Here is a 21954-nt window from a genome sequence, read left to right as displayed (position 1 = left end):
ACCAGTGTTTACTGGTAAGGGTTTGGTTTAGATGCCTGACGATGACCTACTCTCACATGGCGAAGCGCCACACTACCATTGGCGATGATCTGTTTCACTTCTGAGTTCGGCATGGGGTCAGGTGGTTCCAGATCTCTATTGTCATCAGGCAATTCGTTTGGGTATCGTGGGCTTATCTCCCTGGGGAGCGCCACGAGTGACCCGAATAAAGCGATAGATACTGTAGTGTTTGTATGCCGATCAAGCAACGCAATCCGCGTATTTCCAGTCATTTCTATTATATGGTCAAGCCTCACGGGTAATTAGTATGGGTTAGCTCAACGCCTCGCAGCGCTTACACACCCCACCTATCAACGTCGTAGTCTTCGACGACCCTTCAGGGGGATTGACTCCCCAGGGAGATCTCATCTTGAAGGAGGCTTCCCGCTTAGATGCTTTCAGCGGTTATCCCGTCCGCACATAGCTACCGGGCAATGCCACTGGCGTGACAACCCGAACACCAGAGGTGCGTTCACTCCGGTCCTCTCGTACTAGGAGCAACTCTTCTCAAATCTCCAACGCCCACGACAGATAGGGACCGAACTGTCTCACGACGTTCTGAACCCAGCTCGCGTACCACTTTAAATGGCGAACAGCCATACCCTTGGGACCGACTTCAGCCCCAGGATGTGATGAGCCGACATCGAGGTGCCAAACTCCGCCGTCGATGTGAACTCTTGGGCGGAATCAGCCTGTTATCCCCGGAGTACCTTTTATCCGTTGAGCGATGGCCCTTCCATACAGAGCCACCGGATCACTATGACCTACTTTCGTACCTGCTCGACTTGTGGGTCTCGCAGTTAAGCACCCTTCTACCATTGCGCTCATTGCATGATTTCCGACCATGCTGAGGGTACCTTCGTGCTCCTCCGTTACTCTTTGGGAGGAGACCGCCCCAGTCAAACTACCCACCAGACACTGTCCGCAACCCGGATAACGGGTCAGCGTTAGAACCCCAACACCACCAGGGTGGTATTTCAAGGTCGACTCCACGCAGTCTAGCGACCACGCTTCAAAGTCTCCCACCTATCCTACACAGATAGTGTCAGAGTCCAGTGCCAAGCTATAGTAAAGGTTCACGGGGTCTTTCCGTCTTGCCGCGGGTACACTGCATCTTCACAGCGATTTCAATTTCACTGAGTCTCGGGTGGAGACAGCGCCGCCATCATTACGCCATTCGTGCAGGTCGGAACTTACCCGACAAGGAATTTCGCTACCTTAGGACCGTTATAGTTACGGCCGCCGTTTACCGGGGCTTCGATCAAGAGCTTCGCTTGCGCTAACCCCATCAATTAACCTTCCGGCACCGGGCAGGCGTCACACCCTATACGTCCACTTTCGTGTTTGCAGAGTGCTGTGTTTTTGATAAACAGTTGCAGCGGCCTGGTCACTTCGACTCCCCAACGCTTACGGAGCAAGTCCTTCACGTCAAAGAGCGCACCTTCTCCCGAAGTTACGGTGTCAATTTGCCTAGTTCCTTCACCCGAGTTCTCTCAAGCGCCTTGGTATTCTCTACCTGACCACCTGTGTCGGTTTCGAGTACGGTTTCTTGATACCTGAAGCTTAGAGGCTTTTCCTGGAAGCATGGCATCAACCACTTCGCGCCACATGGGCACTCGTCATCAGTTCTCGGCCTTAAGATCCCGGATTTGCCTAAGATCTCAGCCTACCACCTTAAACGCGGACAACCAACGCCGCGCTGGCCTAGCCTTCTCCGTCCCCTCATCGCAGTACCAAAAGTACAGGAATATTAACCTGTTTCCCATCGACTACGGCTTTCGCCCTCGCCTTAGGGGGCCGACTAACCCTGTCCCGATTAGCGTTGGACAGGAACCCTTGGTCTTCCGGCGGGGGAGTTTTTCACTCCCCTTGTCGTTACTTATGTCAGCATTCGCACTTCTGATACCTCCACCCGACTTCTCAATCGAGCTTCACAGGCGTACAGAACGCTCCTCTACCACGCATCATAAGATGCATCCGCAGCTTCGGTTCATGGCTTGAGCCCCGTTGGATCTTCCGCGCAGGCCGACTCGACTAGTGAGCTATTACGCTTTCTTTAAAGGATGGCTGCTTCTAAGCCAACCTCCTAGCTGTCTATGCCTTCCCACATCGTTTCCCACTTAGCCATGATTGGGGACCTTAGCTGGCGGTCTGGGTTGTTTCCTTTCACGACGGACGTTAGCACCCGCCGTGTGCCTCCCGGATAGTACTCACTGGTATTCGGAGTTTGCAAAGGGTTGGTAAGTCGCGATGACCCCCTAGCCTTAACAGTGCTCTACCCCAGTGGTATTCGTCCGAGGCGCTACCTAAATAGCTTTCGAGGAGAACCAGCTATCTCCGAGCTTGATTAGCCTTTCACTCCTAACCACAGGTCATCCGAATCTTTTTCAACAGATCCCGGTTCGGGCCTCCAGTCAGTGTTACCTAACCTTCACCCCTGCCCATGGCTAGATCGCCCGGTTTCGGGTCTACTCCCAGCGACTAAAACGCCCTATTAAGACTCGCTTTCGCTACGCCTCCCCTATACGGTTAAGCTTGCCACTGACAGTAAGTCGCTGACCCATTATACAAAAGGTACGCAGTCACCCCGAAGGGCTCCTACTGCTTGTAAGCATTCGGTTTCAGGTCTATTTCACTCCGCTCACCGCGGTTCTTTTCGCCTTTCCTCACGGTACTGGTTCACTATCGGTCAACGAGGAGTATTTAGCCTTGGAGGATGGTCCCCCCATATTCAGACAGGATAACACGTGTCCCGTCCTACTCGATTTCACACAATGAGCCCTTTCGTGTACAAGGCTATCACTTTCTACGGCTGCACTTTCCAGAGCATTCCACTAGAACTCACTGTGCTTAAGGGCTGGTCCCCGTTCGCTCGCCGCTACTAAGGGAATCTCGGTTGATTTCTTTTCCTCAGGGTACTTAGATGTTTCAGTTCCCCTGGTTCGCCTCCTGCACCTATGGATTCAGTGCAGGATACCTGCCTTATGACAGGTGGGTTTCCCCATTCAGAGATCTCCGGATCAAAGGTCGGTTGCCACCTCCCCGAAGCTTATCGCAGGCTCCAACGTCTTTCTTCGCCTCTCGTTGCCAAGGCATCCACCGTATGCGCTTAGTCGCTTGACCATATAAGACAAACGACTGGAACAGAAACAATCGACTGGCTGTCTCTGCTTTTTTCGCCGGATTGCAGCCGTTGCGTCTAGGCGACACAACAGCATGCGCTTGATTCAGCATACTTATTACTACAGTTTCTATCTTTTAAAGAACATCTGGCGCAAAAACCAGAAAACAGTGATGACACTCATCACTCCGTTCTGATTTCTCTCAGATCACACAGCAACAATGGTGGAGCTAAGCGGGATCGAACCGCTGACCTCCTGCGTGCAAAGCAGGCGCTCTCCCAGCTGAGCTATAGCCCCTTGTCTCCTCACAAAGAGTGGTAGGCCAGGGCAGACTCGAACTGCCGACCTCACCCTTATCAGGGGTGCGCTCTAACCAACTGAGCTACAGGCCTGTATCCATTGCCTGCGCCCAAGCGGCGATAATCTGCCGACTCTTCACCCGCGGGCATGTTCGCTGTGTGCGTTCACTATCAGACAATGAGTGTGAGTACTCGTTTGGGCAGCGTTCGTTTAAGGAGGTGATCCAGCCGCAGGTTCCCCTACGGCTACCTTGTTACGACTTCACCCCAGTCATCGACCACACCGTGGACGGCGCCCTCCTTGCGGTTAGGCTACCGGCTTCTGGTGCAGTAAACTCCCATGGTGTGACGGGCGGTGTGTACAAGGCCCGGGAACGTATTCACCGCGACATGCTGATTCGCGATTACTAGCGATTCCGACTTCACGGAGTCGAGTTGCAGACTCCGATCCGGACTACGAAACGTTTTATGGGATTAGCTCCACCTCGCGGTATTGCAACCCTCTGTGCGTTCCATTGTAGTACGTGTGTAGCCCCGGTCGTAAGGGCCATGATGACTTGACGTCATCCCCACCTTCCTCCGGTTTGTCACCGGCAGTCTCCCTAGAGTGCCCAACTGAATGCTGGCAACTAAGGACAGGGGTTGCGCTCGTTGCGGGACTTAACCCAACATCTCACGACACGAGCTGACGACAGCCATGCAGCACCTGTCTCTGGGCTCCTTGCGGCACCCCTCTATCTCTAAAGGGTTCCCAGGATGTCAAGACCGGGTAAGGTTTTTCGCGTTGCGTCGAATTAAACCACATACTCCACCGCTTGTGCGGGCCCCCGTCAATTCATTTGAGTTTTAACCTTGCGGCCGTACTCCCCAGGCGGTCTGCTTATCGCGTTAGCTCCGCCACTGAAGGGACAAGCCCCCCAACGGCTAGCAGACATCGTTTACGGCGTGGACTACCAGGGTATCTAATCCTGTTCGCTACCCACGCTTTCGCGCCTCAGTGTCAGTATCGGTCCAGGGTGTCGCCTTCGCCACTGATGTTCCTTCCTATATCTACGCATTTCACCGCTACACAGGAAATTCCACACCCCTCTACCATACTCTAGCCAAGCAGTTCGACCTGCAGTTCCCAGGTTAAGCCCGGGGCTTTCACAGATCGCTTACTTAACCACCTACGCGCGCTTTACGCCCAGTAATTCCGATTAACGCTCGCACCCTTCGTATTACCGCGGCTGCTGGCACGAAGTTTGCCGGTGCTTATTCTGCGGGTAACGTCAATCCCGATGGATATTAGCCATCAGGCCTTCCTCCCCGCTTAAAGTGCTTTACAACCCGAAGGCCTTCTTCACACACGCGGCATGGCTGGATCAGGGTTGCCCCCATTGTCCAATATTCCCCACTGCTGCCTCCCTGTAGGAGTCTGGACCGTGTCTCAGTTCCAGTGTGACTGATCATCCTCTCAGACCAGTTACCGATCGTCGCCTTGGTAGGCCTTTACCCCACCAACTAGCTAATCGGACGCAAGCTCATCTAATAGCGCAAGGTCTTACGATCCCCTGCTTTCTTCCTCAGAACGTATGCGGTATTAGCGTTCCTTTCGAAACGTTATCCCCCACTACTAGGTAGATTCCTAGGCATTACTCACCCGTCCGCCGCTGAATCCAGGAGCAAGCCCCCTTCATCCGCTCGACTTGCATGTGTTAGGCCTGCCGCCAGCGTTCAATCTGAGCCATGATCAAACTCTTCAGTTCAATCTTTTAACTCTGTCAAAAGACAAGAGCGGATGATTTCGCAGTTACCCGCTAACCATCCAAAACTCGGCTCAATACTTCAACTTTCACAATATGAATTGTCAGGTCTTGTATTGATAATACTGCTTCCAATACAAGTACCCACACGCATTGTCTGATATCTTGTTAACCAACCCGCCTGAGGCTCGCTCAGTGCGGACGCGCATTATAGGCAACTAAAAAATCGTTGCAACATTTAAGTGCGCTTTTTTACATTTATTTACTGATTTGATTCTAGGCTGCTATTCACTTCTGCGGCTACTTGCTTGCGTGTACGCCAATGCAAAACAGGGCCAGATAGCGCGTAGATTACCGCCAAACTCAACACCATCAGCTCAGTGTGCCAAGCCAACACCATAATGATCAAAGGAACCGCCAATAAATACACCAAAGGCACGCGACCTTTGAAATCAATTCCTTTAAAACTGTAGTAACGCAGATTAGTCACCATCAATAGCCCGGTCACTGCAGTCAACACTGTTAACAAAACAGGCACTAAGCCCGGCTCAATCTGCGTATTGCTACCCAACCACACAGTTCCCGCTATAACGGCAGCAGCAGCCGGACTGGCCAAGCCTGTGAAGTAGCGCTTATCCGCCGTCTCAACCTGTGTATTAAACCGAGCAAGGCGCAAAGCCGCACATGCGCAATACAAAAATGCTGCCGACCAGCCAAATTTACCTACATTCACCAGCGCCCAGTTAAACATCACCAAACCGGGCGCCACACCGAAAGACACCATGTCAGACAGACTGTCGTACTGCACACCAAATGCGCTTTGCGTATTGGTGAGACGCGCAACGCGCCCATCCAAGCCGTCAAAAATCATTGCGACAAAAATGGCGATAGCTGCGTTATCAAAACGATGCTGCATACCGGCAATCACCGCGTAATAACCACAAAAGAGAGCCATTGTAGTGAACAAATTTGGCAGCAAATAAATGCCGCGATGGCGAACTTTTTTTCCATCGGCACCCGCAACTTCTTCCACATGCTCACCCACAGGAAGCACACCACCATCTTCTTCGGCGATACCGGCTGAATTCTGCTGATCCTTTGACATACGGACTACCTTTCTAAACTTTTAAAAAAATACGCTACAAAAACAAAACGCGGCCTAAGCCGCGCTTCGCTTCAACAGCTATCAATTTTTGCTCTTGTCTACAATTTTCTTGATCCAAGGCATCATTGAACGCAGTTTAGTACCCACCACTTCAATTGGGTGCGCTGCATTGTTGCGACGATACGCCGTCATGGATGGGTAGTTGGTTGCACCTTCCAGAATAAATTTCTTGGCGTACTCGCCATTCTGGATGTCTTTCAACGCTTGGCGCATGGCTTTGCGCGACTCTTCGTTGATAACACGAGGACCCGTTACATATTCGCCGTACTCAGCATTGTTTGAAATTGAATAATTCATGTTGGCGATGCCACCTTCGTACATCAAATCAACAATCAGCTTCAATTCATGCAAGCATTCAAAATAAGCCATCTCTGGCGCGTAACCCGCTTCAACAAGCGTTTCAAAGCCCATCTTGACCAGCTCAACCGCGCCACCACACAGAACCGCTTGCTCACCGAACAAATCGGTTTCGGTTTCATCTTTGAAAGTGGTTTCGATAATACCGGTACGGCCACCGCCAATAGCAGAGGCATAAGACAATGCAACTTCTTTCGCCTTACCCGATGCGTTCTGATAAATTGCAACGAGATCAGGAATACCGCCGCCTTTTACAAACTCATTGCGCACGGTGTGGCCAGGCGCTTTGGGTGCGATCATGATGACATCCAAATCAGCGCGCGGCACGACTTGGTTGTAGTGAATGGCAAAACCGTGTGCGAACGCCAGCGTTGCACCCTGCTTCAAATTGGGTTCGATTTCACTTTTGTACAACTGTGATTGAAACTCATCAGGCGTCAACACCATCACCAAATCAGCCCACTTGACAGCCTCCGGCACGGATTTAACCGCCAAGCCCGCTGCTTCTGCTTTTTGGGCAGTAGGTGAGTTTGGACGCAAAGCCACTACCACATCTACGCCAGAATCTTTCAAATTGCCTGCATGCGCATGGCCCTGAGAACCAAAACCGATAATCGCTACTTTTTTACCGCGAATGATAGAAATGTCAGCGTCTTTGTCGTAATAGATTTGCATGGTTTACCTCGTGAGTTTTGGCTTGTGCCAGTTAAATAAAAATTAGAGCCCTAATACTTTTTCACCGCGTGCGATACCGGAAACACCGCTGCGCACCACTTCCAGAATAGCTGCATCACCAACCGCTTCCAAAAATGCATCCAACTTCGCGCTAGAACCCACCAACTGGATGGTATAAATCGCGCTAGTGACATCCACAATTTGCCCGCGAAAGATATCAACGCAGCGTTTAATTTCTGCGCGCTGCGCGCCGCCAGCACGCACTTTGATCAACATGATCTCACGCTCGATGTGTGCGCCTTCGGTGAGATCAACCAACTTCACCACATCCACCAATTTATTCAGATGCTTGGTGATCTGCTCAATCACATTTTCATCACCAATCGTCGTCAAAGTCAGGCGCGACAAAGTGGGATCTTCCGTCGGCGCCACGGTCAGCGTTTCGATGTTGTAACCGCGCTGCGAGAACAGGCCCACCACACGCGACAAAGAACCCGGCTCATTTTCCAGCAATACAGAAATAATGCGTCTCATCAGGTGCGCTCCATCTTGCTCAACAACATATCGCGCATCGAACCATTCGGCGCAATTTGCATCGGGTACACATGCTCGGTGCTATCCACATAAATATCCATAAACACCACGCGATCTTTCATGGCAAAGCACTGTTCCATCGCCGCTTCTAAATCTTCGTAGCGTGTTACTTTGATACCAACATGACCGTATGCATCCATCAACTTAATGAAATCCGGCAACGAATCTTCGTACAAACTTTGCGAGTGACGGCCTTCGTACTGCATATCTTGCCACTGCTTCACCATGCCCAACGCTTGGTTGTTGAGATTGATGATTTTTACCGGCAAATGGTATTGCGTACAGGTAGACAACTCTTGAATGCACATTTGAATACTGCCTTCACCAGTGACGCAGGCAACCGTAGCGTCTGGAAACGCCATCTGCACGCCCATCGCTGCCGGCAAACCAAAACCCATTGTGCCGAGACCGCCAGAATTGATCCAACGACGCGGTTTATCAAACAAATAATATTGCGCGGCAAACATCTGATGCTGACCGACATCCGAAGTGATATAGGCATCGCCTTTCGTCACTTTGTGCAACATTTTAATTACATCTTGCGGCTTAATCAGCGTGCCACCAGATGGCGCGTAACGCGGCTGTGTATACAAACCGTATTCTTCACGCCACACCTCAATGCGCTTCCACCAATCTTTCAGTGCAACGGCATCTGGCTTTTCTTTGCTTTCTTTGATGATGTCCAGCATATCGCGCAGCACAGAATCTGCCATGCCAACGATAGGAATATCTGCATGCACAGTTTTTGAAATCGCCGCCGGATCAACATCAATATGAATAATTTTCGCATCGGGGCAAAATTTAGACGGCGTGTTGGTAACACGATCATCAAAGCGTGCACCTACTGCCAAAATAACATCGGCGTGGTGCATCGCCATATTGGCTTCGTAATTACCGTGCATGCCCAGCATACCGAGATACTGTTTGTCAGAGCCCGGGTAACCACCCAAACCCATCAAAGTATTGGTGACGGGATAACCCAGTTGCTGCGCCAATTGCGTCAACAGTTGCGCGCTATCACCCTGCACGACGCCACCGCCGGCATAAATAACGGGACGACGCGCTTCCAACAATACTTGCACCGCTTTTTTAATTTGACCGGTGTGGCCGCGACCTGGAGGCTGGTACGCGCGCAGCTTCACTTTTTCCGGAAATTTGTATTCAAATTTCAGATGCGGATGCGTTTTGTCCTTCGGAATATCAACCACCACAGGACCAGGACGACCCGTGCTGGCGATGTAAAACGCCTTGCGAATAATCTCTGGAATCTCCGCCGGATCTTTCACCATAAAACTGTGTTTTACGATGGGGCGCGACACGCCGATCATGTCCGTTTCTTGAAACGCGTCACCGCCAATCAAATGGCTTTGTACTTGACCGGAAATCACCACCATAGGAATCGAATCCATATACGCAGTGGCAATGCCAGTAATAGCATTGGTAGCGCCTGGACCAGAAGTCACCAACACCACGCCCACCTTGCCGGTGGCGCGGGCGTAGCCATCGGCTGCGTGTGTGGCCGCCTGTTCGTGGCGCACCAAAATATGCTGGACATCTTTTTGCTGAAAGATGGCATCGTAAATATGCAATGCCGCGCCGCCCGGGTAGCCGAAAACATATTCCACGCCTTCGTCGTGCAGCGCGCGAATCAACATCTCTCCGCCAGATAACAATTCTGTTTTGCGTTCAGTCATGTCTTTTCCAATTAGTTTCTTGCCGCGGCACCAACGGGCATCAAAAGCATGCAAGGCGACCTTAGGCTGTATCGAGAACCAGAGTGCGCACACTCTGCCTTCAAAGCCACGGGGCACAAGCCGGATAAGGCCCTTGCCAGACGCGGGAAGCGTGCACTGGATATGCACATAAAGACCGGGAAGCAGATGATTTATCTGACAGGGCGATCATCAGGATTTGACCTGCGATGACCGCTCCCCAGTGCGAGGCTGACGATTTTGCCAGCACAGCCAGTAAAGTCAATCACGATTGACAACACATCCCCATATCCAAGCTGAAGGCTTTTTATATCCAAGCCGACGGCTCTTTGACCAAGCACATCTTATCCACAGATTTTCCGCCCAGATATCCCTTGCTATCGAGCAAAAAGCGCATTATCTTGTAGCTCGCCAGTTCAAAAACCCAATATATAGGGTTTTATGTGAACTAGCCCTCATAACGGAAGCAGGTGCCACGACGGCACCTTACATAATAAGAGAGATCAAGAGGCCGCCATGCAGACTGAAATCACACACGCACAAGAACCCGCACTAACCACCACTTCACCCGCTGCTTTTGCTGATGAACCCACCAGTATCGCCGCCACTGCCCCTGGGCAACTGCGCGTTATCAAGCGCAACGGCACGGTTGTCCCCTATGACAGCAGCAAGATCGCCGTGGCACTCACCAAAGCCTTTCTCGCCGTTGAAGGCGGCACGGCGGCCGCGTCCTCGCGCATCCACGAGACAGTGGCCAACCTGACACAGCAGATTGATCAAACCTTCCGCCGCCGCATGCCTTCAGGTGGCACGGTGCATATCGAAGACATTCAAGACCAAGCCGAGCTGGCGCTGATGCGCAACGGCGAGCAAAAAGTTGCACGCGATTATGTTTTATACCGCGAAGAACACGCCCGCCTGCGCGCCGCCAAACAACCGGCACAAAAAGCACACCCTTCTATCAATGTGACTTTGGCAGATGGCTCCAAACAGCCATTGGATGTTGGTCGCTTAGAAACCATCGTGCGTGAAGCCTGTGTGGAATTAGAAGGCGTTGATGCCAACACCATCATTGAAGAAGCAATGCGCAATTTGTACGACGGTGTTTCGCACGACGATGTCAACACCTCACTGGTGATTACTGCGCGCGCTTTGGTTGAAAAAGAGCCAAATTATTCTTACGCCACTGCGCGTTTATTGATGGATCAACTGCGTGCCGAAGCGCTGTCATTTCTCGGCCTCGCACAGCAGGCCACGCAGAGTGAAATGGCGGCGCTGTATCCACGCGCACTGCCTGCTTACATCCACAAAGCAATTGAACTGGAATTGGTGGCGCCACATCTGGCGCAATACGACATGGAAAAACTCGGTCGCGCTTTAGATGCCAAACGCGATATGCAGTTCAATTATTTGGGGTTGCAAACGCTGTACGACCGCTACTTTATTCACACCGAAGACGATATTCGTTTTGAATTGCCGCAAGTTTTCTTCATGCGTGTCGCGATGGGTTTGGCAGCAGCGGAAGCGAACAAAGAAGAACGCGCCATTGAATTCTATGAATTGCTTTCTTCATTCGATTACATGGCCTCTACGCCCACGCTGTTCAACGCCGGCACGCTGCGTCCACAGCTTTCTTCTTGCTACCTCACCACTGTGCCTGATGATTTGCACGGCATTTACGGCGCAATCCAAGACAACGCCATGTTATCTAAATGGGCAGGCGGTCTCGGCAATGACTGGACACCGGTGCGCGCACTCGGCTCGTACATCAAAGGCACTAACGGCAAATCACAAGGCGTTGTTCCATTTTTAAAAGTCGCAAACGATACCGCTGTGGCTGTGAACCAAGGTGGCAAGCGCAAAGGCGCGGTGTGTGCATATCTCGAAACTTGGCACATTGATGTCGAAGAATTTATTGAATTGCGCAAAAACACTGGCGACGATCGCCGCCGCACGCACGACATGAACACTGCCAACTGGGTGCCAGATTTGTTCATGAAACGCGTATTCACCGATGGTGAATGAACACTGTTTACACCGAGCGAAACACCCGATTTGCACGACTTATACGGCACAGCATTTGAACAGCGCTACGAGCACTACGAACAACTCGCGCGCGAAGGAAAAATCCGCCTGTTCAAACGCGTACGCGCTGCAGATCTCTGGCGCAAAATGTTGGGCATGTTGTTTGAAACCGGTCACCCTTGGATCACCTTCAAAGACGCGTGCAACCTGCGCAGCCCGCAACAACATGTCGGCGTGGTACACAGCTCGAACCTGTGCACAGAAATTACACTGAACACCAAAGCCAATGAAGAAATTGCTGTGTGCAACTTGGGTTCTATCAATTTGTTGCAACACATTGAAAACGGCAAACTCAACACAGAGAAACTGGCGAAGACGATTAAAACTGCCGTGCGCATGCTCGACAATGTCATCGATATTAACTACTACTCTGTCGAAGCGGCACGCACTTCTAACTTGCGCCATCGCCCTGTGGGCTTGGGCATCATGGGCTTCCAAGATGCGCTGTACAAAATGCGTATTCCGTACAGCTCCGATGCCGCCGTGGAATTTGCGGATCGCTCGATGGAAGCCGTGAGCTACTACGCGATTGAAGCCTCCAGCAACCTCGCGCTGGAGCGCGGCCGTTACTCCACTTTTGAAGGCTCGCTGTGGTCAAGAGGCATCCTGCCGATTGATTCCATTGAAACATTGGTGCAAGCGCGCGGTGCAGAGTTTATTGAAGTCGATTGCAGTCAAACACTGGATTGGAGCAGCCTGCGCAACAAAGTGCGCTCGCAAGGCATGCGCAATTCCAATGTAATGGCGATTGCACCGACTGCCACGATTTCCAACATCTGTGGTGTATCGCAATCCATCGAACCGACTTATCAAAACTTGTATGTGAAATCGAATTTGTCTGGAGAGTTTACTGTCGTCAATCCCTTCTTGGTGCACGATTTAAAAGCGCGCGACCTGTGGGACAGCGTGATGGTGAACGATCTGAAATATTACGAAGGCAGCGTGCAAAAAATTGATCGCATTCCCGATGACATGAAAGCGCTGTACGCCACGTCATTTGAAGTGGAACCGCGCTGGTTGGTGGATGCTGCGAGCCGCCGACAAAAATGGATCGATCAAGCGCAATCACTCAACTTATATATTTCCGGTGCGTCCGGCAAAAAACTGGATGTCACTTATCGCATGGCTTGGTATCGCGGTTTAAAAACCACTTACTACTTGCGCGCGCTAGCTGCCACCACCACAGAAAAATCCACCATCAATACCGGCGCACTCAATGCGGTATCGGCGGGTGGCTCTGCCAGCATGGCACCACAGGCTGCGCCCGTTCCCAAGGCCTGCTCTATCGACAATCCTGACTGTGAGGCTTGTCAGTAACCGTTCTCTCTGGGGGGAGAATCGTTGGCGGTGCGGTGGGAAATGCACGGCCGCCAGCGATATTTTTTCACTCAGATATAGCAATAGAAACTTTGATTGAGTTCAGAAAAAAATCAGGAGAAAGACGATGTTAAGTTGGGATGATTACAGCGAAGAGACTCTCAGCCCAGTTGCCACCACGGCAGCTGTCAGCAACAAGGCTATGGAAGAAGCCACACCTGCCCCCGTGGTACAAGCCGCTGCTGCAGCGATTGCGCAACCCGCCGCGCCAGCACAAGCACCTGTGCGCATGGAAAACGCTCCCGCCAATCTCGCAGCAGCCATTGCGCGAACGCAACACGCTGTCGACACCATGGATTCCGCCACCGGTTTAGAAGAACTGGAAATGGGAGCCGCGCGCATCACCGTTGATGAAAAACGCATGATCAACTGCCGCGCGGATCTCAATCAGCTCGTGCCTTTCAAATACGATTGGGCGTGGCAAAAATACCTCGATGGCTGTGCAAACCATTGGATGCCGCAAGAAATCAACATGGCGAAAGATGTGCAAACATGGAAAACGCCAGAGGCACTTTCAGAAGATGAGCGCCGCATTGTGATGCGCAGCCTCGGTTATTTTTCAACGGCGGATTCGCTGGTGGCGAATAACTTGGTGCTGGGTATTTATCGCCATATCACCAACCCAGAGTGTCGCCAGTATTTGCTGCGCCAAGCCTTTGAAGAAGCCATTCACACGCACGCCTATCAATACTGCATTGAATCACTGGGCATGGATGAAGGCGAAGTGTTCAATATGTACCGCGAGCTGCCCTCCATCGCCAAAAAAGCCACTTGGAGCTTGCGCTATACACAAGGTTTGGCGGATCGCGATTTCCACACTGGCACACCAGAATTGGATCAAAAACTGCTGCGCAATTTGATCGGCTTTTATGTCGTCACCGAAGGCATTTTCTTCTACTGCGGCTTCACACAAATTTTGTCGATGGGTCGCCGCAACAAAATGACTGGCGTGGCCGAACAGTTCCAATACATTTTGCGCGATGAATCCATGCACCTGAATTTTGGCGTGGATGTCATCAACCAAATCAAACTGGAAAACCCACACTTGTGGACTGCAGAGTTCCAACAAGAAGTCATTCAAATGATTTTGGAAGGCACGCAGTTGGAAGTGGAATACGCACGCGACTCCATGCCACGCGGCGTACTCGGCATGAACGCCGCTATGATGGAAGAGTATTTGCACTTCATCGCCAACCGCCGTTTAGCGCAGCTCGGCCTGCCAGAAGCCTTCCCCGGTGTAAAAAACCCGTTTCCGTGGATGAGCGAAATCATGGATCTGCGCAAAGAGAAAAACTTCTTTGAAACGCGCGTGATTGAATACCAGACTGGCGGCGCATTGAGTTGGGAATAATTTCTATCTCTATTTGCATTGGCCAATAAAAAAGCACCCAGTGGGTGCTTTCTATTTTTACAACCTTTGTTGGCAAAACTATGCCGTTAAAGAACCAGTGTAGAATCGCCTTGCGCAGTTGCTGTTACCTTGATAGTAATTTTCTTTGAAGGCGCACAAACAAAGCTGTAGTCACTGCCTAATGTACCTTTCAGCGCGCACTGACCCGGCACTTGCATTGTTCCCGTAGAAGAAAACTTCACTTTGTAAGTGCCTGTTGATGGGTCACTCGTGCTGTTGCTGTGCGTCAACGAGCCGCTGACTTTGTTACCGCGAGCGTCATAGTAAGGACCCCACCATGGCATCATTTGCTGTTGCAAAGTGCCGCCATCTTTACACTTGATTTGGCTGTCGTAAGCGCCGCCAGCCAATGAATCAAAATAGGCTTGAACATCCCAGTAACCACCACCAACAATATTAAAACTCACCGAGCGTTTACCGCTCTTTACCTTCTCAGTAACTTTCTCACCCGCGCTTTCGGCATAGTTATACGCGTTTACGCTAACGGAGCCATCGTTTGTATAAAAATTAAATTCAGCGTAGGAGCTGTCCTTGTCTATTTGACCAGCGGTAGTGTTGTCTGAATACTCGTTACCGTAGTAAACCTTGGTTACCGGCACATCTATTTTGGCAGAGCAGGCACCACTCAATGTAATCGTCAAACTGGCTTTTTGTGGGCTATTTTCTTCGTAGTCATAATCATAACTGCCAGCCTGTGCGGAACAAGCAATAACACTAGCACTCAGCAATGCGCACTGCGCGCTGTGAATCATTATTTTTTTCATCGTTCAATCCTCGAAAGATAATAAGTATTTTTTTGTTGCTGCATCCATTACATAAAAAACGAAAGGGCAGCGCGATCATTTTACTCCCAACATAACCCTCTTGTCTTGAGCTGTCTCAAACCACGGGTAAATTCATCGCCGCAAAGGTCAGCGGTTCTGGGTACACACCGAGCAATATTACCAACACAGCCACCAACAACAACACCAAACCGCCGGTAGTGCGCCCCCAATTCAGCGGTGCCTCAAAACGGCGCATGCCCGGCTCCAGTAAATACATAGTGATCATAAAGCGCAGGTAGTAATACAAACCCAGCGCGCTGCCCAACACCAGTGCTGCCAACAGCCACCACAGCTTTGCACCCACGCCCGTCATCACTACATAAAACTTGCCGATAAAACCAGCCGTCATTGGAATGCCCGCCATCGACAACATTGCCATCGTCATTACAGAAGCGAGATACGGACGCTTCCAAAACAAACCGCGATAGTTGTGCAAGTTATCGGCATCGGCACCTTGATACGGGCTAGACACTTGCACCACCACACCAAAGGCTGCCAACACGGTGACTACATAGGTCACCAAATAAATCATCACCGCCGAGCGCTCAATATTTAAGCCAGACACTACCGCGATCAACAAATAACCAAAATGCGCAATCGACGAATAGCCCAACATGCGTTTGATATTGGTTTGCGTCAGCGCCAATAAATTACCCACCACAATCGATAAACCAGCAACCGCCGCCAGCACATCATTCATCACGCCATCTGACAACGCGGGCATCCACTGCCATAAACGCAAAAACGCGGCGAACACTGCCACTTTACTTGCCGTGGCGAGGAAGGCCGAAACTGGTGCGGGCGCGCCTTCGTATACATCGGGCGTCCACAAATGAAATGGTGCAAAAGATAGTTTGAAAGCGAAGGCGATAAAAATCATCGCAAATCCCGCCAACATTAATGGCGCTGTTTGTGCTGTTTGCGCCAAGGCGGATTGAATACCTGTGTAGGAAAGGCTGCCTGTTTGTGCATACAGCAATGCCATGCCGAACAACATGAAGGCGGTGGACGTGGCCGACAACACCAGATATTTAAGGCCGGCCTCCAGTGAACGCGAACGGGCAAAACTGTAAGCAGCCAGACCAAACAAGGGAACCGTCAGAATTTCCATGCTGATAAACAATGCCGCCATGTGACGACTGCACACCATCAGCATCGCACCGACAGCCGACAACACCAGCAACAGATAAAACTCTTCACGATTGCCGCTGTGTGTTTCCATGTAGGCGTGTGACAAGGTGACGCACGCCAGTGTAATCACCAGAATCAGCGCCATATAAACACAGGCAAAACTGTCCACGATAAACAGATCTGTCACGGCCTGCGGCGGTAACTTTTGCGACACCCACCACACAGACAGTAATGAAGCATTCAGCCCGATAACAGCGAGTGTGGCGTTGACAAAATAATTGCGCCTGATGGCAATCCCAAGCATCACACAGACAGCTGTCAGGCTGCACAAAATAACAGGAAGCAAACTCAGTAAACTGTGCAGTAACAGCGAAGCATTGGCAGTTTCAACAGGCATCGCGTTTACCTCACCAGCGGCAGCATGCTGGCTTGCGTCAGATCAAGCACAGGCTGGGGATAAATACCCAACCACAATAAAAAAAACACCAACAACAACACCATGACCACTTCGCGCGCGGTTAATCCCTCTAGTTTAGTTTCGGCCTGTGCTGCGCCATAAAACGAACGCTGCATCATCAACAAGCTGTATATCGCTGCCAAAATTAACGCCGCCGCCGCGAGTGATGCCAGTACAGGCGATGTTTTGAACGTGCCAAGTAAAATCAAAAACTCACCGACAAAATTACCCATGCCGGGCAAACCCAAGGAGGCTGCCACAAAAAACATAAACAAACCGGGCAGCCAAGTGATGCGCGACCACAAACCGCCCATCAAACGCAAATCGCGCGTATGCAGCCTTTCATAGATTTCACCGCACAAAATAAACAAGGCACCGGCAGAAATACCGTGCGCCAACATCTGCACCACCACACCTTGCAGCGATAACAAGTGGAACGAGTAAATACCTAAAACGACAAAACCCATGTGCGAAATGCTGGTGTAGGCAACCAGGCGTTTAATGTCATTTTGCGCGCAGGCCATCATTGCACCGTAGAAAATACCAATCACACCCAACGTCATCGCCACAGGTGCAAACTCTTGCGAGGCATTCGGAAAAATTGGCAACACATAGCGCAGCAAACCAAAAGCGGCTGTCTTTAACAGTACGCCCGCCAGATCCACACTGCCCGCTGTTGGTGCTTGCGCGTGCGCATCGGGCAGCCAAGAATGAAACGGCACTATCGGCATCTTTACCGCAAAGGCAATAAAAAAGCCGAGCATCAAACCGAGTTCAATAATGGGCGACATCACGGTATGGCGCACAACATCGTAATCAAAACTCAGTGTGCCGGTTTGTTGATACGACACAATCACCAAGCCAATGATCGCAATCAGCAACAACAAACCACTGGCCTGCGTAAAAATAAAAAACTTATTCGCCGCATGAATTCTGCCTTTACCACCCGGCGTGTTATGCCCCCACAGTGCAATCAAAAAATACATGGGAACCAACATCACTTCCCAGAAAAAGAAAAACACAAACAAGTCCAGCGCCAAAAATACGCCAGCCACGCCGGAGAGATTCCACAACAAGTTGAGATAAAAGAAACCGACGTTGCGCTGAATTTCGCGCCACGAACACAAAACCGCAGCAATACCCAATCCCGCCGTCAGCAAAATCATGGTGAGCGATAAGCCGTCCAAGCCGAGGTGAAAGCTGATCCCCAATGAAGGAATCCACGGCGCACGATATTCCGCCTGCCAAGCCGTTGCGCCATCTGCAGAAGGCGCCAATGTAAAATCGCCGTGCGCCAGCAAATGCACGCCCAACGCGCCCATCAACAGCATACTCAGCAGCGCTATCCAACGCGGTGCAGCGCGTCAAGCCGCCGAGCAACGGGATAAAAATTAGCCAGATAATACTCATGTTGTCATGTATTCCCGTTCATATTCACAACCACAACACAATCAGCAGAATAGCCGCCGCACCTGCCGCAATGCTGGCGGCATACCAGCGCACCAAACCGTTTTACAAAAGTGCTTTCGATATGAATGTGAAACTGGAACTGAACGGCAAACCACGCTGCGCCGGAAACTCAGTCGCATTCAGTTTTGACGTAGTCATGACCGGCATGAAAATTAGCCCGATTGATGTCTTTGAACTGAATGCCGATGGCAAAGTACAAAGCATGAAAGCGTATTGGAGTGCGGACAACATGAGCTGACAGCATCGCCTCATGTTTTGACATAAAAAAAGAGGCACTGAAGCGCCTCTTTCATTCCTCCTCTACCGGTAAAGTTCACTCCAAAAGTGTAACCAATCCTGTAAAAGCTGTTTCAGTAACGTTTATTCAATTTGTTGCATATCAAACTCATGCAAAGATACATCGTGATGGCATTCCAGATATCCGCAATGCATCACGGCATCTTCTTCATCCACACACACCGACGCATCCGTATCATCAAACTGCGCCAGCATCGCATTCTTCATCGCGTTATTCAGCGTGCCGTAACCCGGTTGCACACGCAGGCCATTGGTGTTGCCGTAATCTGCCACTAGTGCCGAACCTGTCCAGAAAGTTGTCATCACCCTATCCCTCGTTTGCCCGTATTACATATGTTGTAGTTAAGCTTTGGTTACAGTTAGGTTGAAGCAGAAAGCGTGCCAGATTGCACAAGAGGATTTTTATAGCAGATTTTTTGGCAGAAAAAACGGTTTTTATCGGGAAATTTTGCAATTTAGTACAAAAATAATGCGGGGAAATATTGCTGGCGCAGATAATGCCTTGCTGCGTAAACGGAACCCTAATGGCGCACAGCAGCTCTGTGCTGGTGCAAAAACAAGCAATTAGCCAGCGTTACTGTGATAAAAAAATGGCAAAAAAAAGCACCCGAAGGTGCTTTTTTTACGGTATCAAATCAAAAATGTATTAAGGAACAAGAACAGGACCAGTAATAGTCGTGTTATCATCGCCTTTGCCTTTGATTTGTACTTTTACTTTGATCGCCGCTGGCTGCTTACAAGTCAAGCTATACTCAGGATCAGTAACCTTGGCATCAGCTTTAGTTGTACAGACACTTGGCTGATACAGTGAACCGCTAACGGTTCCACTCAGCTTGTAAGTACCAGGTACATTAACGGTTGTAGCTGGATCCGCTGCCGCCGGTGTTGCTACCACAGCATTCTGATGACTTAAAACCGAAGACGGTTTAGAAGCTTGACCGTTAAGGTAAACATTACTAACTACATTGTCACCGTTTGTATCTTTGTATGTCAAAGCTTGCGCCAAAGTGCCAACTTTACAAGTGATAGCACTGTATGTAGGCGATGTAGCGTTGCTGGGCAAATTTACATAAACGTCAGTCTTAGCTGTGCTTGACCACTTAAGCACCTCTTTCTTCAATGATTGTGTGAATTTATCCGTTGCATTCGCAGTCGAATTGTACGCAGTAAAATAGACTGAATCATTATTGTCAGCCCCTGTATATGCATACATATTAACGTAGTTTGTACCCTGAAAAACCACGCCGGTCTCTTCAGAAAAACCAGTCTCGGTCACTAAACTAGTAACAGGGAGTTCAAGCTTACCTTTACATGCACCGCTAAAAGTAACAGTAATTGTCGCTGAAGCAGGAGCAGCAGTGTAGACTTTATCTACGTCTGTAGCAGCAGCATGACCCATTTGCATGAAACCAGCAGCCATTAAGCCAATTGTTAATCCAGTAATTTTCTTCATATAAAACTCCAGCGTGATCAATTTTACCCCCCCCCTCTTCTGACTACAACTAGAGCAAGATGAGGAATTAGCAAGTCTTCTACCAAGGCAATATTTCACCGCAGTAGATTTTGGTAATTCTAGACCAAGTATTTGTTAGGCGTCAAGCAATTAAAGTGTATATAGACAATGAAATCAGCGTTTAATTCCAAAAACACTAGATTGCCCTACTAAAAAATCCATTTTATCAATACAAACAGCATGTTTGTTATTGTCCAGCATCAGATATCAGGTACCAATTCCCATCACAGTCTGCAACAGCGGCTCCGGATACACGCCCAGCAAGATCATCATCAACGCCGCCAACAGCAGCATCAAACCGCCAGTGGTATGTCCCCAATTGAGAGGCGCTTCAAAGCGACGCATGCCCGGCTCCAGTAGGAACATGGTAATCATCAAACGCAAATAGTAGTAAAGCCCCAGCGCACTGCCGACCACCAATGCCGCCAGCAACCACCATAAATGACCGCCCACACCGATCAACACAATATGAAACTTACCGATAAAACCGGCTGTCATCGGAATCCCTGCCATCGATAACATCGCCACCGTCATCACCGAAGCGAGATACGGGCGTTTCCAGAACAGACCGCGATAATGTTGCAGGTTGTCGGCATCCACACCTTGGTACGGGCTGGAGACTTGCACCAGCACACCGAAAGCTGCCAGCGCAGTGATGACGTAAGTAACAAGATAGATCGCGACGATGGGCTGCTCCAAACGATGCACAGACACCACGGCAATTAACAGATAACCGAAATGCGCGATCGAGGAATAACCCAACATGCGTTTGATGTTGCTCTGTGTGAGCGCCAACAAATTACCGACGATAATCGACAAACCTGCGATAGCGGCCAACACATCGTGCATGGGACCAAAAGACATCAGCGGAAAATCTTGCAACAAGCGTATGAACGCGGCGAACACAGCTACTTTGCTGGCAGTTGCCAGAAATGCAGACACGGGCGCAGGCGCACCTTCGTATACATCCGGTGTCCATAAATGAAACGGCACGAATGAAAGTTTGAATGCAAAAGCGACAAATATCATTGCAAAACCGACCAATGCTAACGGCTCAATAAATGCAGATTGCGCTAATACAAACTGAATACCGACATAAGACAAGCTACCTGTTTGCGCGTATAACAACGCCATACCAAACAACATAAAGGCTGTTGATGTAGCCGACAGAATCAGATACTTGATGCCAGCTTCCAATGAACGAGAACGCGCAAAACTGTACGCCGCTAAACCAAACAAGGGAATAGTCAGAATTTCCATGCTGATAAACAATGCTGCCATATGACGGCTACATACCATCAACATCGCGCCCACAGCAGATAACACCAACAGCAAATAAAACTCTTCGCGATTACCACTATGCGTTTCCATATACGCGTGAGACAACGTCACGCACGCCAAGGTAATTACCAGAATCAATGCCATATAAACGCAAGCAAAACTGTCTACGATAAATAAATCCGTTACCGCTTGCGGCTGCATATTTTGTGATACCCACCACACTGCCACCAGTGATGCACTCAACCCAACCACAGCAATTGTTGCATTGAAAAAATGATTGCGTTTAATCGCAATACCTAACATGACGCACACAGCCGTCAAGCTACATAAAATAACAGGGAGCAGACTCAGCAAACCCTGCATAGACAGCGAAGCGTTGGCAGTTTCGATAGGCATCGCG

The 21954-nt window shown here is 50.1% G+C and carries 12 protein-coding genes, 2 tRNA genes, 3 rRNA genes and 2 pseudogenes; 4 read left to right on the top strand and 15 right to left on the bottom strand.

From position 1 onward, the window contains the following. Window positions 1-33 precede the first annotated feature (33 nt). The 9 genes from rrf to IPK30_09250 form a co-directional block, all read right to left on the bottom strand. Window positions 34-149, bottom strand: a 5S ribosomal RNA gene (gene rrf / locus IPK30_09290). Window positions 150-281: 132 nt separating this feature from the next. Continuing rightward, a 23S ribosomal RNA gene (locus IPK30_09285) occupies window positions 282-3162 on the bottom strand. Window positions 3163-3382: 220 nt separating this feature from the next. Further along, a tRNA-Ala gene (locus IPK30_09280) sits at window positions 3383-3458 on the bottom strand. 18 nt (window positions 3459-3476) lie between these two features. Beyond that, a tRNA-Ile gene (locus IPK30_09275) sits at window positions 3477-3553 on the bottom strand. 119 nt (window positions 3554-3672) lie between these two features. Beyond that, a 16S ribosomal RNA gene (locus IPK30_09270) occupies window positions 3673-5208 on the bottom strand. Together the 16S, 23S and 5S rRNA genes with 2 tRNA genes alongside form the textbook arrangement of a ribosomal RNA operon. A gap of 259 nt (window positions 5209-5467) precedes the next feature. Next, window positions 5468-6310 carry a CDP-diacylglycerol--serine O-phosphatidyltransferase gene (pssA, locus tag IPK30_09265; protein MBK8103455.1) on the bottom strand — a complete coding sequence of 281 codons (843 nt, stop codon included), beginning with the start codon at window positions 6308-6310 and terminating at the stop codon, window positions 5468-5470. Between the two features lie 81 nt (window positions 6311-6391). Beyond that, window positions 6392-7402 (bottom strand): ketol-acid reductoisomerase, encoded by a 1011-nt coding sequence (gene ilvC, locus IPK30_09260; GenBank protein MBK8103454.1) that lies wholly within the window; start codon window positions 7400-7402, stop codon window positions 6392-6394. Window positions 7403-7444: 42 nt separating this feature from the next. Next, the gene (gene ilvN, locus IPK30_09255; GenBank protein MBK8103453.1) at window positions 7445-7936 is read right to left on the bottom strand and encodes an acetolactate synthase small subunit; all 492 of its coding nucleotides are present in this window, start codon (window positions 7934-7936) and stop codon (window positions 7445-7447) included. Beyond that, a complete protein-coding gene (locus tag IPK30_09250; protein MBK8103452.1) occupies window positions 7936-9690 on the bottom strand; it encodes an acetolactate synthase 3 large subunit in 1755 nt (584 codons plus the stop codon). The genes ilvN and IPK30_09250 overlap by 1 nt, the downstream gene beginning before the upstream one ends. Window positions 9691-10224: 534 nt before the next feature. On the opposite strand from IPK30_09250, the pseudogene IPK30_09245 reads away from it, so the two are divergent. Both IPK30_09245 and IPK30_09240 read left to right on the top strand, forming a co-directional pair. Further along, window positions 10225-13110, top strand: a pseudogene (locus IPK30_09245) (ribonucleoside-diphosphate reductase subunit alpha). Window positions 13111-13237: 127 nt separating this feature from the next. Beyond that, window positions 13238-14521, top strand: a complete 1284-nt coding sequence (locus tag IPK30_09240) for a ribonucleotide-diphosphate reductase subunit beta (GenBank protein MBK8103451.1) — start codon at window positions 13238-13240, stop codon at window positions 14519-14521. An 86-nt stretch (window positions 14522-14607) separates the two neighbouring features. Here the strand turns inward: IPK30_09240 and IPK30_09235 are convergent, their stop codons facing one another. The 3 genes and pseudogenes from IPK30_09235 to nuoM all read right to left on the bottom strand — a co-directional run bounded on the left by IPK30_09235 (window position 14608) and on the right by nuoM (window position 18403). Then, entirely contained in the window at window positions 14608-15345 is a 738-nt protein-coding gene (locus IPK30_09235) for a hypothetical protein (protein ID MBK8103450.1), read from the bottom strand. Between the two features lie 115 nt (window positions 15346-15460). Further along, a complete protein-coding gene (nuoN, locus tag IPK30_09230) occupies window positions 15461-16933 on the bottom strand; it encodes an NADH-quinone oxidoreductase subunit NuoN (GenBank protein MBK8103449.1) in 1473 nt (490 codons plus the stop codon). Between the two features lie 5 nt (window positions 16934-16938). After that, a pseudogene (nuoM, locus tag IPK30_09225) lies at window positions 16939-18403 on the bottom strand (NADH-quinone oxidoreductase subunit M). Here nuoM and IPK30_09220 point away from each other — a divergent pair. Further along, a complete protein-coding gene (locus IPK30_09220; protein MBK8103448.1) occupies window positions 18402-18701 on the top strand; it encodes a hypothetical protein in 300 nt (99 codons plus the stop codon). The pseudogene nuoM and the gene IPK30_09220 sit on opposite strands and share 2 nt — an antisense overlap. 122 nt (window positions 18702-18823) lie before the next feature. Here the strand turns inward: IPK30_09220 and IPK30_09215 are convergent, their stop codons facing one another. Next, entirely contained in the window at window positions 18824-19063 is a 240-nt protein-coding gene (locus IPK30_09215) for a hypothetical protein (GenBank protein MBK8103447.1), read from the bottom strand. A 61-nt stretch (window positions 19064-19124) separates the two neighbouring features. Between IPK30_09215 and IPK30_09210 the strand changes: the two genes are divergently transcribed. Continuing rightward, window positions 19125-19328 (top strand): hypothetical protein, encoded by a 204-nt coding sequence (locus IPK30_09210; GenBank protein MBK8103446.1) that lies wholly within the window; start codon window positions 19125-19127, stop codon window positions 19326-19328. A gap of 78 nt (window positions 19329-19406) precedes the next feature. Here the strand turns inward: IPK30_09210 and IPK30_09205 are convergent, their stop codons facing one another. Further along, window positions 19407-20213, bottom strand: coding sequence for a hypothetical protein (locus tag IPK30_09205; GenBank protein MBK8103445.1), 807 nt, complete (start codon window positions 20211-20213; stop codon window positions 19407-19409). Window positions 20214-20480: 267 nt separating this feature from the next. Beyond that, window positions 20481-21950: an NADH-quinone oxidoreductase subunit NuoN gene (nuoN, locus tag IPK30_09200; GenBank protein MBK8103444.1), complete on the bottom strand. Its 1470-nt coding sequence runs from the start codon at window positions 21948-21950 to the stop codon at window positions 20481-20483. Between the last annotated feature and the right edge of the window lie 4 nt (window positions 21951-21954).

The sequence above is a fragment of the Cellvibrionales bacterium genome, assembly GCA_016713115.1.
Lineage (GTDB): Bacteria > Pseudomonadota > Gammaproteobacteria > Pseudomonadales > UBA7239 > UBA7239.
This window is presented reverse-complemented; position numbering and strand designations above follow the sequence as displayed.

Excerpts from the sequence above, each read along its gene's own strand:
- pssA (MBK8103455.1), bottom strand. The coding sequence starts at position 6,310 with ATGTCAAAGGATCAGCAGAATTCAGCCGGTATCGCCGAAGAAGATGGT.
- ilvC (MBK8103454.1), bottom strand. The coding sequence starts at position 7,402 with ATGCAAATCTATTACGACAAAGACGCTGACATTTCTATCATTCGCGGT.
- ilvN (MBK8103453.1), bottom strand. The coding sequence starts at position 7,936 with ATGAGACGCATTATTTCTGTATTGCTGGAAAATGAGCCGGGTTCTTTG.
- IPK30_09250 (MBK8103452.1), bottom strand. The coding sequence starts at position 9,690 with ATGACTGAACGCAAAACAGAATTGTTATCTGGCGGAGAGATGTTGATT.
- IPK30_09240 (MBK8103451.1), top strand. The coding sequence starts at position 13,238 with ATGTTAAGTTGGGATGATTACAGCGAAGAGACTCTCAGCCCAGTTGCC.
- IPK30_09235 (MBK8103450.1), bottom strand. The coding sequence starts at position 15,345 with ATGAAAAAAATAATGATTCACAGCGCGCAGTGCGCATTGCTGAGTGCT.
- nuoN (MBK8103449.1), bottom strand. The coding sequence starts at position 16,933 with ATGCCTGTTGAAACTGCCAATGCTTCGCTGTTACTGCACAGTTTACTG.
- IPK30_09220 (MBK8103448.1), top strand. The coding sequence starts at position 18,402 with ATGTTGTCATGTATTCCCGTTCATATTCACAACCACAACACAATCAGC.
- IPK30_09215 (MBK8103447.1), bottom strand. The coding sequence starts at position 19,063 with ATGACAACTTTCTGGACAGGTTCGGCACTAGTGGCAGATTACGGCAAC.
- IPK30_09205 (MBK8103445.1), bottom strand. The coding sequence starts at position 20,213 with ATGAAGAAAATTACTGGATTAACAATTGGCTTAATGGCTGCTGGTTTC.
- nuoN (MBK8103444.1), bottom strand. The coding sequence starts at position 21,950 with ATGCCTATCGAAACTGCCAACGCTTCGCTGTCTATGCAGGGTTTGCTG.